This window comes from Paracoccus panacisoli (assembly GCF_042435015.1).
In the GTDB taxonomy this organism is placed as follows: Bacteria; Pseudomonadota; Alphaproteobacteria; order Rhodobacterales; family Rhodobacteraceae; genus Paracoccus; species Paracoccus panacisoli.
The window spans coordinates 43,374-57,614 of record NZ_JBHMQU010000015.1 but is presented as its reverse complement, the minus strand read 5'-3'; the positions used below and the strand labels follow the sequence as shown (position 1 = coordinate 57,614).

Here is a 14,241-nt window from a genome sequence, read left to right as displayed (position 1 = left end):
AAGCGCCAGGACGTGCTGCAGCAGATGTGGCGCGATCCGAAGAAGGCGATGCGGATGACCAACCCGAAGCCGGGGCAGGGGCTCTGAGCAGACTTCGATGACTTTCGGCGCCGCGGGGCGCCGGACCAAGACGACAACCGGGCCACGAACCGGAGAGGGACGAAGCGAATGATCGGTTTGACACATTACCTTGTCGTAGGGGCGATCCTGTTCGTCACCGGCGTCTTCGGCATCTTCGTCAACCGCAAGAACGTCATCGTCATCCTGATGTCGATCGAGCTGATCCTGCTGGCCGTGAACATCAACTTCGTCGCCTTCTCGACCCATCTGGGCGACCTCGGCGGGCAGGTGTTCACCATGTTCGTGCTGACGGTGGCTGCGGCCGAGGCGGCGATCGGCCTGGCCATCCTCGTGGTGTTCTTCCGCAACCGCGGCACCATCGAGGTCGAAGACGTCAACGTGATGAAGGGCTGAGACAATTGGAAAAGTTCATCGTCTTCGGCCCGCTCGCAGCCTCGATCATCGCCGGCTTCGGCTGGCGCGTGATGTCGGAAAAGGGCGCGCAGGTCCTGACCACCGCGGTGCTGTTCGTCGCCTGCGCGCTGTCCTGGATCGTCTTTCTCGGCTTCGACGGCACCCCGCGCCACATCCCGGTCATGGACTGGATCGTCTCGGGTGACTTCCACGCCGAATGGGCGCTCAGGATCGACCGGCTGACGGCGATCATGCTGATCGTCGTGACGACGGTCTCGGCGCTCGTCCACCTCTACTCGATGGGCTACATGGCCCATGACGACAACTGGACCGAGGACGAGCCCTACAAGGCGCGGTTCTTCGCCTATCTGTCGTTCTTCACCTTCGCCATGCTTATGCTGGTGACGGCCGACAACCTCCTGCAGATGTTCTTCGGGTGGGAGGGCGTGGGCGTCGCCTCGTATCTGCTGATCGGCTTCTACTACAAGAAACCCAGCGCCAACGCCGCGGCGATGAAGGCGTTCATCGTCAACCGCGTCGGCGACTTCGGCTTCCTGCTCGGCATCTTCGCCATCTACTGGCTGACCGGCACGATCCGCTTCGACGAGATCTTCGCCCAAGTCCCGCAGATCGCGCAGACGCAGGTGCCGTTCCTGTGGACCGAGTGGAACGCAGCCAACCTGATCGGCGTGCTGCTGTTCATCGGCGCGATGGGCAAGTCGGCGCAGCTCGGCCTGCACACCTGGCTACCGGACGCGATGGAGGGCCCGACCCCGGTCTCGGCGCTGATCCACGCGGCGACCATGGTGACGGCGGGCGTGTTCCTCGTCTGCCGGATGTCGCCGCTCTATGAATTCGCGCCGGACGCCAAGAACTTCATCGTGTTGATCGGCGCGGCGACGGCGTTCTTTGCCGCGACCGTGGGTCTCGTTCAGAACGACATCAAGCGGGTGATCGCCTATTCGACCTGCTCGCAGCTCGGCTACATGTTCGTGGCCGCGGGCGTCGGCGTCTATTCGGTCGCCATGTTCCACCTGCTGACCCACGCCTTCTTCAAGGCGATGCTGTTCCTCGGCGCCGGTTCGGTGATCCATGCGATGCACCATGAGCAGGACCTGCGGAACTACGGCGGGCTGCGCAAGAAGATCCCCTATACCTTCTGGGCGATGCTGATCGGGACGCTGGCGATCACCGGGGTCGGCATCCCGCTGACCACCATCGGCTTCGCCGGCTACCTGTCCAAGGACGCGGTGATCGAAAGCGCCTTTGCCTCGGGCCACGCCTATGCGTTCTGGCTGCTGGTGATCGCGGCGCTGTTCACCAGCTTCTATTCCTGGCGGCTGATGTTCCTGACCTTCTGGGGCGCGCCGCGGCCGCAGCAGGTGTGGGACGCCGAGATCAAGGCCGAGGAGGAGGTGCAGCCGCACGGTCTCGCCGCCGGTCACGGCCATGGGGCTCACGCGACTCATGACGCGCATGGCGACCATGCCGCGCACGGCGCCCATGACGATCACGGCCACCACGGCGGCCTGCACGCCTATGAGCACGCGCATGAAAGCCCGCCGGTGATGCTGATCCCGCTGGCGGCGCTGGCGGTGGGTGCGATCTTCTCGGGGATGGTCTGGTACGCGCCGTTCTTCGGCAGCCACGAGCGGGTGGCCGAGTTCTTCCACATGGGCCACGGCGGGCACGAGATTGCCGCGGCCGACCACGCCGCCCCTGTCGCCACCGACCCGGCCGACCACGCGACGGCGCCGGCCGAGACGGCCCACGCCGCCCCGGTCCACGCCGCCCCGGCCGAGGGCGCCGCGGCCGCCCTCGAGGGCGCAGCGGCCGACCAGCCCGCGGGCACGGTCAACACCGCCGTTCCGGCGCCGGTGGGCGGGGCGATCTACATGCACCCCGACAACCACGTCCTCGACGAGGCGCACCATTCGCCGGTCTGGGTCAAGGTGGCGCCGTTCTTCGCCATGCTGGCGGGTCTGGCGCTGGCGTGGATGATGTACATCCGCCACCCCGGCTCGGCGGCGCAGCTGGGCGCGATGCAGCGGCCGCTGTACCGCTTCCTGCTCAACAAGTGGTATTTCGACGAGATCTACGACTTCCTCTTCGTCCGGCCGGCGCGCTGGCTCGGCCGCGCGCTCTGGACGGGCGGGGACGGGCGGACCATCGACGGGGCGATCAACGGGCTCGCCATGGGGCTGATCCCGCGGCTGACCCACTTTGCCGGCCGGGTGCAGTCCGGCTACCTGTTCCACTATGCCTTCGGCATGGTCCTGGGCCTCGTCGGCCTGCTGATCTGGGTGATGGCGCGGAGCGTGAACTGAGATGACGACCTATCCGCTGCTTTCCATCATCACCTTCCTGCCCATCGTCGCGGCGCTGATCATGGCCGTGTTCCTGCGCGGCAACGACGCGGCCGCGGCCAGCAACGCCCGCTGGCTGGCGCTGGTCGCCACCGTGGCGACCTTTGCGGTCAGCTGCCTCGTGCTCGCCGGCTTCGACCCGCAGAACACCGGCTTCCAGTTCGTCGAGGACCAGCCCTGGATCATGGGGCTGCGCTACAAGCTGGGCGTCGACGGCATCTCGATCCTGTTCGTCATGCTGACGACGTTCCTGATGCCGCTCGTCATCCTCTCGACGTGGGAGGTGACGGACCGCACCAAGGACTACATGATCGCCTTCCTCGTGCTCGAGGGGCTGATGATCGGTGTGTTCGTCGCGCTGGACTTGGTGCTGTTCTACCTGTTCTTCGAGGCCGGGCTGATCCCGATGTTCCTGATCATCGGGATCTGGGGCGGCAAGGACCGCATCTACGCGGCCTTCAAGTTCTTCCTCTACACCTTCCTCGGCTCGGTGCTGATGCTGGTGGCGATGGTGTCGATGTACAACATGGCCGGCACCACCGACATTCCGACGCTGATGGGCTTCGACTTCCCGTCGACGCCGATCCCGGTGTTCGGTACCACGCTGCTGGGCGGGACGCAGATGCTGCTGTTCCTCGCGTTCTTCGCCAGCTTCGCGGTCAAGATGCCGATGTGGCCGGTCCACACCTGGTTGCCCGACGCCCACGTGCAGGCGCCGACCGCGGCCTCGGTCCTGCTGGCGGCGGTGCTTCTGAAGATGGGCGGCTACGGCTTCCTGCGCTTCTCGCTGCCGATGTTCCCCGAGGCCTCGGCCATCGCCCAGCCCGCGGTGTTCTGGCTCTCGGCCATCGCCATCGTCTACACCAGCCTCGTCGCGCTGGCGCAGTCCGACATGAAGAAGCTGATCGCCTATTCGTCGGTCGCGCACATGGGCTATGTCACGCTCGGCACCTTCGCGGCCAACCAGGTCGGGGTCGAGGGCGCCATCTTCCAGATGCTGTCGCACGGCTTCGTCTCGGGCGCGCTGTTCCTGCTCGTCGGCGTGATCTACGACCGGATGCACACGCGTGAGATCGACGCTTACGGCGGTCTCGTGAACCGGATGCCGATCTACGCGCTGATCTTCATGTTCTTCACCATGGCGAACGTGGGCCTGCCGGGCACCTCGGGCTTCGTGGGTGAGTTCCTGACCCTGCTCGGCGTGTTCCAGGTCAACACCTGGGTGGCGCTGGTCGCCACCACCGGGGTGATCCTGTCGGCCGCCTATGCGCTCTGGCTCTACCGCCGGGTGACGCTGGGCGCGCTGGTGAAGGAGAGCCTGCGCACCATCACCGACATGACCCCGCGCGAGCGCTGGATCTTCGTCCCGCTGATCGCCATGACGCTGCTGCTCGGGGTCTATCCGCGCGCCGTCACCGACATCACCGGCCCGGCCGTCGCCGCGCTCGTGCATGATTACCACGCCAGCCTGCCCGCAGCCCCCGCGACCACCGATGTCGCCGCTGCGCCCGCGGCAAGCCACTGAGGGGGCCGCGATGACCGCAATCGACATGAACTTCTCGCTCATCCTGCCCGAGATCGCGCTGGCGCTGTTCGCCATGGCCGCGCTGATGCTGGGGGCGTTCTTCGGCAAGGACCGGCTGGCCGGGACGGTGCTGTGGCTCTCGGTCGCAGCACTGCTGCTGGCGGCGCTGTTCGTGGGCTGGGGCGACCGCGTGGACGGGCAGTCCTTCTGGGGGATGTTCATCGACGACGCCTTCGCGCGCTTCGCCAAGGTCACGGCGCTGGCCGCCGCGGCCGCGGTGCTGGCGATGAGCGCGGGCTATCTCGACCGGCAGGGGCTGCTGAGGTTCGAGCTGCCGATCCTGATCGTGCTCGCCGTCGTCGGCATGATGGTCATGGTCTCGGCCGGCGACCTGCTGACGCTCTACATGGGGCTCGAACTGCAGTCGCTGGCGCTCTATGTCGTGGCCGCCATGCGGCGCGACAGCGTGCGTTCGTCGGAAGCCGGGCTCAAGTATTTCGTCCTCGGCTCGCTCAGCTCGGGGATGCTGCTCTACGGGATCTCGCTGGTCTACGGCTTTGCCGGGACCACCAACCTCGCCGGGGTGATGCAGGCGGTCACCGCCGAGCAGCTGCCGATGGGGCTTCTGTTCGGGATGGTGTTCCTGCTTGTCGGGCTGGCCTTCAAGGTCTCGGCGGTGCCGTTCCACATGTGGACGCCTGACGTCTACGAGGGCTCTCCGACGCCGATCACCGCCTTCTTCGCCACCGCGCCCAAGGTCGCCGCGATGGCGCTGATCGCGCGGCTGATGTGGGGCGCGTTCGGGCAGGTGCCGGGCGACTGGGGGCAGATCATCGCGGTGCTCGCGCTCCTGTCGATGTTTCTCGGCTCGATCGCCGGCATCGGGCAGCTTGACATCAAGCGGCTGATGGCTTATTCCTCGATCGCGCACATGGGCTTTGCGCTCATCGGCCTCGCCGCCGGGACCGTCTACGGGGTTCAGGCGATGCTGATGTACATGGCGATCTATGTCGTGATGAACGTCGGCACCTTCGCCTTCATCCTGTCGATGGAGCGTGGGGGGCGTCCGGTCACCGCGCTGGACGACCTGAACCTGCTGGCGCGGACCGAGCCGCTCAGGGCGCTGGCCATGCTGGTGCTGCTCTTCAGCCTCGCCGGGGTGCCGCCGATGCTGGGCTTCTTCGCCAAGTTCGGGGTGCTCAAGGCCGCGGTGGATGCGGGCATGGGCTGGCTTGCGGTGCTGGGCGTGATCGCCTCGGTGATCGGGGCCTTCTACTACCTGCGCATGGCCTATTACCTCTACTTCGGCGCCGAGCGCGACGAGCCGGTGCAGATGCACGGCGGCGCGGCCACCTGGTTGGCGCTGGTCGGCGCAGCGGCGGCGATGGTGATCGGGGCCTTCACGATGTTCGGGGCCGACCGGGCCGCCGAGCGGGCGGCGGCGTCGCTGGTCGTGGCGCAGGCCGCGGTGGCGGAGCCTGTGGCGGTGGCCACCCGCCCCGTTGACTGACCCCGCACGGTCCGCGGCGGACCCCTCCGCCGCCGCTGACGGCTGGCCCGAGGGCGTCGGCCGCCACATCCTGCCGCGCTGCGCCAGCACCAACGCCGAGGCGCTGCGGCTGGCCCCCGCACTCTCGGGCCCGGCCTGGGTGCTGACGCTGGACCAGTTCGCCGGGCGGGGACGACGCGGGCGGGTCTGGCAGATGCCCGCCGGCAACTTCGCCGCTACGCTGGTGCTGCGCCCGGCGGGCGGGCCGGCCGAGGCCTCGCTCTACAGCTTCGTCGCCGTGCTCGCTTTGCACGAGGCGCTGGCGCTGGTCTGCGGTCCCACGGCGCGGCTGGCGATCAAATGGCCGAACGACGTGCTGCTGAACGGCGGCAAGGTCGCGGGCATCCTGCTGGAAAGCGCGGGGCAGGGCGGGCAGGTCAGCGCGCTCGCCGTCGGGATCGGCGTCAACCTCGCCGCCGCCCCCCCGGCCGACACGCTCGAGCCCGAGGCCACCCCCGCCGTCTCGGTGTGCGAGGCGACCGGCCACGCCCTCGCCCCGACCGAGTTCCTCGACCTTCTCGCCCCGGCCTTCGCCCGCTGGCAGGCCCAGCTCACCACCTGGGGTTTCGCCCCGATCCGCACGGCCTGGCTCGCCCGGGCCGCGCGGCTGGGCCAGACCATCACCGCCCGCACCGGCAGCCACAGCCGCACCGGCACCTTCGAGGGGATCGACGCCACCGGCGCGCTGATCCTCATCACCGCGCAGGGCCGTGAGGTGATCCCCGCCGCCGACATCTATTTCCACGAGGCCCCCTGATGCTGCTCTGCATCGACACCGGCAACACCAACACCGTCTTCGCCATCTGGGACGGCGCGCGGTTCCTGAGCCAGTGGCGCATCGCCACCGACCACCGTCGCACCGCGGACGAGTATTTCGTCTGGCTGCGCTCGCTCATCTCGCTGCACGGGCTCGAGGTGACGATCGACCACTGCATCATTTCTTCGACCGTGCCGCGGGTGGTGTTCAACCTGCGGGTGCTCTGCAACCGATACTTCGACACCCGCCCGCTGGTGGTGGGCAAGCCCGACACGCTGCTGCCGGCGCCGCCGCGGGTGGACCCGGGGGCTGTGGTCGGCCCTGACCGGATCGTGAACACCTGGGCCGCGTTCGACCGCTACGGCCCCGATCTGACGGTGGTGGACTTCGGCACCGCCACGACCTTCGACGTGGTGGACACGGACGGGGCCTATGTGGGCGGGGTGATCGCGCCGGGCGTGAACCTGTCGCTCGAGGCGCTGCACATGGGCGCGGCCTCGCTGCCGCACGTCGATATCACCAAGCCCGCGCAGGTCATCGGCACGAATACGGTTGCCTGCATCCAGTCGGGTGTGTTCTGGGGCTATGTCGGACTCGTCCGCGAGATCTGCCAGCGCATCGCTGCCGAGCGCGGCCGGAAGATGAAGATCATCGCAACCGGAGGCTTGGCTGCGTTGTTCGACCAGACCCAGGACCTGTTCGACAGCTGGGACGACGATCTGACCATGCACGGGCTGCGGCTCATCCACGATTACAACAGGGAGGCGGGCAATGTCTGAGCGCCTGATCTATCTGCCGCTGGGCGGCGCGGGCGAAATCGGCATGAACGCCTATGTCTACGGCTACGGCCCGGCGGGGCGCGAGCGGCTGATCCTCGTCGACCTCGGCGTGACCTTCGGCGACATGGACAGCGCGCCGGGCATCGACCTCATCATGCCGGACCTGCGCTGGCTCGAGGACAACCGCGACCGGCTGGAGGGGGTGTTCATCACCCACGCGCACGAGGATCACGTGGGCGCGCTGGGGCTGCTCTACAGCCGCCTGCGGGTGCCGGTCTATGCGCGCAAGTTCACCGGCACGCTGGCCCGGATGAAGCTGGAAGAGGCCGGCCAGCCGACCGACCGGCTGCGCATCGTGGCCCCGCGCCCCGAGGTGGTCGAGGTCGGACCCTTCAAGGTCCAGTTCGTGCCGGTCAGCCACTCGATCCCGGAAAGCGCCGCGCTGATCATCGACACGCCCGCCGGGCGGGTGGCGCACACCGGCGACTTCAAGCTCGACGGGACGCCCGTGGTGGGCGAGGCGTTCGACCCGATCCTCTGGCACGACATCGCGCAGGAACAGCCGATCAAGGCGCTCGCCTGCGATTCCACCAATGTGTTCAGCCCCAACCCCGGCCGGTCCGAGGCACTGCTGGCGAACCCGCTGCTCGACTTCGTCATGGCGCAGAAGCAGATGGTGGTGGCCACGACCTTCGCCTCGAACGTCGCGCGGCTGAAGACGCTGGCCGAGGCCGGCGTCGCCTCGGGACGCAAGGTCTGCCTGCTGGGCCGGGCCATGCGCAAGATGGTGACGGCGGCGATCGAGACCGGGGTGCTCAAGGACTTCCCCAAGGTCATCGGCCCGGACGAGGCCGCCGACCTGCCGCGCAACAAGGTGATGCTGATCGTCACCGGCAGCCAGGGTGAGCGGCGCGCAGCCTCGATGCAGCTCTCGATGGGCAAGTATCTCGGCATCCAGCTCAAGGAAGGGGACAGCTTCCTGTTCTCGAGCCGCACGATCCCCGGCAACGAGCGCCCGGTGATCCGCATCATGAACAACCTCAGCCGGCTGGGGGTCGATGTCTATGACCCCGACGACGGGATGTATCACGTCTCGGGCCACGCCAACCGCCCCGACCTCGAGGCGATCCATGACCTATTGAAGCCGCAGATGCTGATCCCGATGCACGGCGAGCACATGCATCTGCGCGAGCACATGAACCTCGGCCGGGCCAAGGGCATGGCGTCCGAGATCGTCACCAACGGGATGATGATGGACCTGTCGGGCGACACGCTGCGGCAGGTGGATGATGTGCCGACGGGCCGCATCTACCTCGACGGGACGGTGCTGATCGGGGCGATGGACGGCGTCGTGCGCGACCGCATCCGCATGGCGCTGAACGGCCACGCGACGGTCTCGGTCATCATCGACGAGAACGACGAGCCGCTGCCCGATGCCTGGGTCGAGACGATGGGTTTGGCCGCGCAGGGCCGCGCGGGCGTGCCGCTTGCCCGCCATGTGGAGAGCGAGCTCGGCGAGTATCTCGAGCGGGTCGACCAGACCACCGCCACCGACGACAAGAAACTGGACGAGGGGCTGCGGCGCATCGTCCGCCAGGCGACGATGGAGGAGATCGGCAAGAAGCCCGAGGTCAAGATCGTCATCTCGCGGCTGGCTGCCGAGTGATGCTGCTGGCGGCCGCCCTCGGCTGCGCGATCGTCTGCCTGGCTGCGGGATTGGCGACGGTTCCCGCGCGCGAGGGGGCGGGTGGTCCTGCGCCGGGCGCGCTGGTGCTGGCGGGGCTGCAGATCCTTGGCGGGGCGCTGCTTGGCTGGGGGATCGGCTGGCTGCTGGCGATGACCCCGGCCGAGACTGCGGCGCTTGCGCTGCTCGGCGCCTCGCCGGCGACCGTGGCGGTCAATCCGCTGGTGGCGCTGGCCGGCGGGCGGATCGTGCTGGCGAACGGCGTCATGGCGGTGGGGGCACTCGCTGCCGTCGCCGTCGTGGCGGTGGTGGCGGTGCTGTTGGGCGCGACGGGCTCGGTGGTGCTGCCGCTGCTGCTGGCCGCCGCATTGCCGATGTGGCTGGGGCGGGCGCTGCGTCTGCGGGTCTCGCCCGGCGTCCAGCGGTTGGCGCCGATCGTCGCGGGGCTGGCGCTGGCCGCGATGGTGCTGGCCGGGCTGATCCTCGGCCGGGCGGGGGCGACGATCTGGCCGCTGGCCGGGGCGGTGCTGATGCTTGCGGGGGCGCTGACCGTGCTGGGCCATGCCGTCGGTCGGGGTCTCGCCCCCGTCGCCGGTGGCGACGGTGTGCCGGTGACGGCGGCGCTGCTGCTGCCGATGCGGAACGTGGCCGTGCCGATGCTTGCCGGCCTCGCCGGGGGCCTGAGCGCCGCGCCGCTGGCGGCGGCGCTCTATGGCGTGCTGATGTATGCCCCGGCGCTGGCGCTGGTCATGGCCCGGCAGGCGCGGGTCCGGCGCTAGGCGCCGCGCCTCAGTGGCCGGCCTGCGCGTGGGCGCGGTCGATCACGAAGCGCTTGTCGCAATAGGGGCAGTCCACCCAGCCGGTCGGCTCGGCAATCGACAGCCACACCCGCGGATGCCCGAGCCCCAGTGCCTCGTCGCCCGAACAGGCCACCTTCCACGCCGCCACCACCTCGGTCACGGGCGCCGGATGCAGCGGCAGGGCGGTGTCCTGATCGGTGGAGAGCGGGTTTTCGGTCTGGGGCGCGCGCATCGAGGCTCTCTTGTGCTGGCGGTGAAACGCCGGTTTAACGGCCCGGCCATTCTAGCCGCCCCATCCCCGGCCGCAACCCGTCGCGGTTCGCGGGGCGGGGGTGTCGCCCAGCCACAGGCGGACCGCCCGATGCCCGATCCCGACCCCTCTGCCGCGCCTGCGATCCGCCTGACGGGCCTGCGCAAGACCTATGCCGCGGTCGGCCGCGTCCCCGCGAAAGAGGCGCTGAAGGGCGTCGACCTGACCATCCCGCGCGGCTCGATCTTCGGGCTTCTGGGGCCGAACGGGGCGGGGAAATCGACGCTGATCAACATCCTCGCCGGGCTGGTGAACAAATCCGCAGGGCAGGTCGAGATCTGGGGCTTCGACCAGGACGTGAACCCGCGCCAGTCGCGCGCGGCCATCGGGGTGATGCCGCAGGAACTCAACATCGACCCGTTCTTCACCCCGCGCGCCAGCCTCGAGGTGCAGGCGGGGCTTTACGGCGTGCCGAAGGCCGACCGCTGGACCGACGAGATCCTGGCGCTGGTCGGGCTGACCGCGCAGGCGGAAAGCTACACCCGCCAGCTTTCGGGCGGGATGAAGCGGCGGCTGCTTCTGGCCAAGGCGCTGGTCCACCGCCCGCGCATCCTCGTCCTCGACGAGCCGACCGCGGGCGTGGACATCGCGCTGCGCGAGATGCTGTGGGAAAACGTCCGCCGCCTCAATGCGCAGGGGATGACGGTGATCCTGACCACGCATTACCTCGAAGAGGCGCAGGCGATGTGCGACGAGATCGCCATCATCGACCGCGGGCAGAAGATCATCCAGGACCGCACCGAGCGCCTGCTCGCCCGGGCCGAGACCAAGACGCTGGTGGTGGACCCCGGGCCGTGGGCCGGCGCCCTGCCGCCGCTGCCCGAGGGGGTCGCGGCCGAGCGCCGCGCCGACGGGCGGCTGGCGCTCAGCTACGCGCCCGAGCGGGTGCCGGCCGAGCAAATCGTCGATGCGCTGCGCGCGGGCGGGGTGCCGATGGCGGACCTCTCGACCGAGCAGCCGGACCTGCAGGACGTGTTCCTGTCGCTCACCGGCGGCCGCTAGAGCCAGCGCTTCCAGCGCGCAAGCAGATAGATCAGCAGCGCCGACAGCACCATCGCGGCCAGCGCCATCGGGTAGCCGTAGCGCCAGTGCAGTTCCGGCATCACGTCGAAGTTCATCCCGTAGATCGAGGCGATCATCGTCGGCGGCAGGAACAGCGCCGCGACCACCGACAGCACCCGCACAGTGTTGTTCTGCTGCAGGTTGATGAGGCCCAGCGTCGCGTCCACGGTCATCCCCAGCCGGGTGCCGAGGAAATCGGCGTGCACCTCGAGCGCCTGGACGTCGCGGTTGATCGACTTCGCCAGCGCCCGCAGCCGGTCGGCGTCCGGGTGCGCCTCGGTCCAGCTGGTGTAGAAGCTCAGCACCCGCTCGACCGACAGAAGCCCGAGCCGGACCCGCGCCATCAGCTCGGACTGGCCGCCGATCCTGAGCAGGGCGGCGCGCAGCTCGGCGTCGCGGGCGTTGGCGTTGCTGTCGAAGACCAGCGCCCCGGTCTGGTCGAGTACCCGGCCCACCCCCTCGAGGATGTCGGCGAGGCGGGCGACGATCTCCTCCATCAGGCCAAGGAAGATGCGGTCGGGGCTGCCGACGCCCGAGGCCGAGCGCTCGGCCCGGGTCGGAAAGGTGGTGAAGGGCCGCGGTGCGTGGTGGCGGACGGTCACCAGCCGGTCGGGCGACAGGATGAAGGTCACCGGCATCGCCACGGGCTTGCCGTCGGGCAACTCACCCGGCAGCACGGCGGTCATGTAGATCGCGTCCCCCTCGCGGTAGAGGCGGTTCGAGATCTCGATCTCCTCCATGTCCTCAAGGGTCGGCACGTCGATGCCGAGCGCCTTGACCTGCCGCACCTGCGCGTCGAGGGGGCGGTAGAGATCGACCCAGCGGGCGCGGGCGATCTGCTCGCCCGGGGGCAGGGGGGCGAGGCCGCCCAGATGCGGTGCGAAGGCGTGGAGCATGGGGCGACCTGCCGGGGACCGTGACGCTCAGCGCTCAGTCGCGCGACACCATCCGGCCCATCGGCCGGCCGCCGAGCAGGTGCAGGTGGAAATGCGGCACCTCCTGCACGCCATGCGCGCCGGCGTTGGTGATGGCGCGGAAGCCGTCGCCGCCGTCCGCGAGGCTCAGCCCCTCGGCCCGCGCCACCTCGGCCACCAGCCGGTTGAAGCCGACGATCTCGTCGTCCGAGGCGTTGGCGGCGAAGTCGTCGTAGCTGACGTAGCGGCCGCGCGGGATGACGAGGATGTGCACCGGCGCCTGCGGCCGGATGTCGCGGAAGGCGAGCGCGTGGGCGTTCTCGGCCACGGTGTCGTTCGGGATCTCGCCGCGCAGCATGCGGGCGAAGATGTTGCTGTCGTCATAGGTCATCGGGCGGTCCTTCCTGGGCGTCGTGTCGGGGCCCTCGGCGGGCATCGTCTCAGTCGTCGAACAGATGATCCGTGCGGGCCAGCGTCAAGGCAAGCTCGGGCTCGACGCCGAGGAACCGCGCGAGGGCCGCGGCATCGCGGTCCGGGTCATGGCGGGCCGCGATCACCTCGAACCCCTCTAGGTCGAGGTCGCGCAGCCGCTCGGTCTCGTGCTCGAGATCGCTGCGCACCGCACCTATCAGGTGGCCGACGAACCCTGGCGGGCTGTTCGGCCCGGCCAGCCCCACGCGCGCGATGTGGCCGCGCACATAGTCGTCGTCAAAGTCCGAATCGATCAGCAGGACGCGGGTGTCGGCCTTGTCCTCGACGAAATCCTGGATCAGCCCCAGCGCCGAGGGGTCTAGGCAGATGGCGAGCTTCTTCGCCTCGAACTGGTCGAAGAGCATCCGCACCAGCGCCCGCCGGTGACGCTGGCGCTTGTCCACGGTCGTCTCGATCCCGCCCATGTCGGGCAGGGCGGCGTCGGTCTCGTTGAAGAGGTAGTTGACGGCGGGGATCTCGGTGTGGGTGCGGATGGCGTCGGTCAGCCGCTTGGCGACGTGCCATTTCTTGCAGACGATCAGCAGCAGCGTGCGCCCGCGGCCGAGGCTGCCCTCGGCCTCCCAGAAGCGCTGGCCCATGCGGCGACCGACCCGGCCGCGCTGGGTGAGGAAGCGGTAGAGGCCGGCCGCCTCGTTCGAGATCGGGAAGTCGAGGTCGGGCGCCTGCCACAGCGCGCCCAGCCGCTCGCGCAGGTCGATGGCCTCGGGGCTGATCTTGCGGGCGAAGAGGAAGTCCTGCCCGAGCAGCAGGTCGTAGTGGTCGTTGTAGAAGGTGACCGGCATCCCGTAGTCGGTGAACATCAGGAAGGTGAGCGTCCGCGACCGGATCTCGCGCCGGGCGACCACGTGCGGCACCACGGTCTGGAAGAACGTCTCGTCCGGGATCCAGGTCGTGGCGAAGAACCGCATCACGTCGCGGCGTTCGTCGCAGAAGGCGAGCACCTTCTCGATCGTCTGCCGCCTGAGGCACCACCATTGCGAGCCGATCATCACCTGCAGGTCGGCGGGCACCGGCCGGGTCAGGCCAAGCCGGCGCTGCAGCTCGTAGCTGCCGTAGAACAGCCGCGCCTGCGTGCGCTCGTTGAAGAAATGCCGATAGATCAGCCGCTCTTCCTTGAAGCCGGTCTTGATCCAGTCGCTGGCGAAGAAGTCGAAACTCTCGATGTAGTCGAGGTCGTGGGCGTCGAGGTAGTCGTGGGCATAGGCCGCCGACTTGACCGGCATGCAGTCGCCCGAGAGCATGTAGAAATGCGTGGCGGCGGGGAACGCCGCGACCGCGGCGCGCACCGCCTCGAGCGTGGCTGCGACCAGCGACCACTCGCCCCAGCCGCATTTCAGCCGCCGTGCCGCGAAGGTCACGCCGGGGTTGTCGGCCAGCGCCGTACGGATCAGGTCGAAATCCGCGGCGCTGGCGCGGGCGTCGAAATGGATCGAGACATAGTCGCCCGAGCCGGTCAGCCGCCGGGCCTGCGCAATGACCCCCTTGGGGTCCTTGTGGCAGAGCAGGATAAAGGCGATGCGGGCCATGGA

13 protein-coding genes and 1 pseudogene are annotated in these 14,241 nt (G+C 69.0%); 10 read left to right on the top strand and 4 right to left on the bottom strand.

What is annotated here, in order from left to right:
- From ACFHYO_RS03780 to ACFHYO_RS03740, 9 genes and pseudogenes are all read left to right on the top strand, one after another.
- Positions 1–87, top strand: a pseudogene (locus ACFHYO_RS03780) (NADH-quinone oxidoreductase subunit J); the annotation flags it as partial.
- Positions 88–168: 81 nt separating this feature from the next.
- The gene (gene nuoK, locus ACFHYO_RS03775) at positions 169–474 is read left to right on the top strand and encodes an NADH-quinone oxidoreductase subunit NuoK (RefSeq protein ID WP_036699614.1); all 306 of its coding nucleotides are present in this window, start codon (positions 169–171) and stop codon (positions 472–474) included.
- Between the two features lie 5 nt (positions 475–479).
- Complete coding sequence (gene nuoL, locus ACFHYO_RS03770) at positions 480–2,801, top strand: NADH-quinone oxidoreductase subunit L (protein WP_394318481.1); 2,322 nt, start codon at positions 480–482, stop codon at positions 2,799–2,801.
- A 1-nt stretch (position 2,802) separates the two neighbouring features.
- The gene (locus ACFHYO_RS03765; RefSeq protein ID WP_036731019.1) at positions 2,803–4,365 is read left to right on the top strand and encodes an NADH-quinone oxidoreductase subunit M; all 1,563 of its coding nucleotides are present in this window, start codon (positions 2,803–2,805) and stop codon (positions 4,363–4,365) included.
- A gap of 10 nt (positions 4,366–4,375) precedes the next feature.
- Complete coding sequence (nuoN, locus tag ACFHYO_RS03760; RefSeq protein WP_394318479.1) at positions 4,376–5,875, top strand: NADH-quinone oxidoreductase subunit NuoN; 1,500 nt, start codon at positions 4,376–4,378, stop codon at positions 5,873–5,875.
- Positions 5,868–6,671 carry a biotin--[acetyl-CoA-carboxylase] ligase gene (locus ACFHYO_RS03755; RefSeq protein WP_394318477.1) on the top strand — a complete coding sequence of 268 codons (804 nt, stop codon included), beginning with the start codon at positions 5,868–5,870 and terminating at the stop codon, positions 6,669–6,671. The genes nuoN and ACFHYO_RS03755 overlap by 8 nt, the downstream gene beginning before the upstream one ends.
- Positions 6,671–7,450, top strand: coding sequence for a type III pantothenate kinase (locus tag ACFHYO_RS03750; protein WP_036699624.1), 780 nt, complete (start codon positions 6,671–6,673; stop codon positions 7,448–7,450). The genes ACFHYO_RS03755 and ACFHYO_RS03750 overlap by 1 nt, the downstream gene beginning before the upstream one ends.
- Positions 7,443–9,116 carry a ribonuclease J gene (locus ACFHYO_RS03745; protein WP_036707144.1) on the top strand — a complete coding sequence of 558 codons (1,674 nt, stop codon included), beginning with the start codon at positions 7,443–7,445 and terminating at the stop codon, positions 9,114–9,116. Before ACFHYO_RS03750 ends, ACFHYO_RS03745 begins: the two co-directional genes overlap by 8 nt.
- Entirely contained in the window at positions 9,116–9,913 is a 798-nt protein-coding gene (locus ACFHYO_RS03740; RefSeq protein WP_394318475.1) for a hypothetical protein, read from the top strand. Before ACFHYO_RS03745 ends, ACFHYO_RS03740 begins: the two co-directional genes overlap by 1 nt.
- A gap of 10 nt (positions 9,914–9,923) precedes the next feature.
- Here the strand turns inward: ACFHYO_RS03740 and ACFHYO_RS03735 are convergent, their stop codons facing one another.
- Complete coding sequence (locus ACFHYO_RS03735) at positions 9,924–10,166, bottom strand: zinc-finger domain-containing protein (protein ID WP_081962491.1); 243 nt, start codon at positions 10,164–10,166, stop codon at positions 9,924–9,926.
- A 129-nt stretch (positions 10,167–10,295) separates the two neighbouring features.
- Between ACFHYO_RS03735 and ACFHYO_RS03730 the strand changes: the two genes are divergently transcribed.
- Positions 10,296–11,246 carry an ABC transporter ATP-binding protein gene (locus ACFHYO_RS03730; protein ID WP_036731024.1) on the top strand — a complete coding sequence of 317 codons (951 nt, stop codon included), beginning with the start codon at positions 10,296–10,298 and terminating at the stop codon, positions 11,244–11,246.
- Here the strand turns inward: ACFHYO_RS03730 and ACFHYO_RS03725 are convergent.
- The 3 genes from ACFHYO_RS03725 to ACFHYO_RS03715 are packed head-to-tail and all read right to left on the bottom strand — an operon-like array spanning position 11,243 to position 14,238.
- Positions 11,243–12,202 (bottom strand): magnesium transporter CorA family protein, encoded by a 960-nt coding sequence (locus ACFHYO_RS03725; protein WP_036699633.1) that lies wholly within the window; start codon positions 12,200–12,202, stop codon positions 11,243–11,245. The genes ACFHYO_RS03730 and ACFHYO_RS03725 overlap by 4 nt on opposite strands.
- A gap of 34 nt (positions 12,203–12,236) precedes the next feature.
- Positions 12,237–12,611, bottom strand: a complete 375-nt coding sequence (locus ACFHYO_RS03720) for an HIT domain-containing protein (RefSeq protein ID WP_036707188.1) — start codon at positions 12,609–12,611, stop codon at positions 12,237–12,239.
- 49 nt (positions 12,612–12,660) lie between these two features.
- Positions 12,661–14,238, bottom strand: coding sequence for a DUF5928 domain-containing protein (locus ACFHYO_RS03715; protein ID WP_394318472.1), 1,578 nt, complete (start codon positions 14,236–14,238; stop codon positions 12,661–12,663).
- Positions 14,239–14,241: the final 3 nt, after the last annotated feature.

Excerpts from the sequence above, each read along its gene's own strand:
- nuoK (WP_036699614.1), top strand. The coding sequence starts at position 169 with ATGATCGGTTTGACACATTACCTTGTCGTAGGGGCGATCCTGTTCGTC.
- ACFHYO_RS03765 (WP_036731019.1), top strand. The coding sequence starts at position 2,803 with ATGACGACCTATCCGCTGCTTTCCATCATCACCTTCCTGCCCATCGTC.
- nuoN (WP_394318479.1), top strand. The coding sequence starts at position 4,376 with ATGACCGCAATCGACATGAACTTCTCGCTCATCCTGCCCGAGATCGCG.
- ACFHYO_RS03750 (WP_036699624.1), top strand. The coding sequence starts at position 6,671 with ATGCTGCTCTGCATCGACACCGGCAACACCAACACCGTCTTCGCCATC.
- ACFHYO_RS03745 (WP_036707144.1), top strand. The coding sequence starts at position 7,443 with ATGTCTGAGCGCCTGATCTATCTGCCGCTGGGCGGCGCGGGCGAAATC.
- ACFHYO_RS03740 (WP_394318475.1), top strand. The coding sequence starts at position 9,116 with ATGCTGCTGGCGGCCGCCCTCGGCTGCGCGATCGTCTGCCTGGCTGCG.
- ACFHYO_RS03735 (WP_081962491.1), bottom strand. The coding sequence starts at position 10,166 with ATGCGCGCGCCCCAGACCGAAAACCCGCTCTCCACCGATCAGGACACC.
- ACFHYO_RS03730 (WP_036731024.1), top strand. The coding sequence starts at position 10,296 with ATGCCCGATCCCGACCCCTCTGCCGCGCCTGCGATCCGCCTGACGGGC.
- ACFHYO_RS03725 (WP_036699633.1), bottom strand. The coding sequence starts at position 12,202 with ATGCTCCACGCCTTCGCACCGCATCTGGGCGGCCTCGCCCCCCTGCCC.
- ACFHYO_RS03720 (WP_036707188.1), bottom strand. The coding sequence starts at position 12,611 with ATGACCTATGACGACAGCAACATCTTCGCCCGCATGCTGCGCGGCGAG.
- ACFHYO_RS03715 (WP_394318472.1), bottom strand. The coding sequence starts at position 14,238 with ATGGCCCGCATCGCCTTTATCCTGCTCTGCCACAAGGACCCCAAGGGG.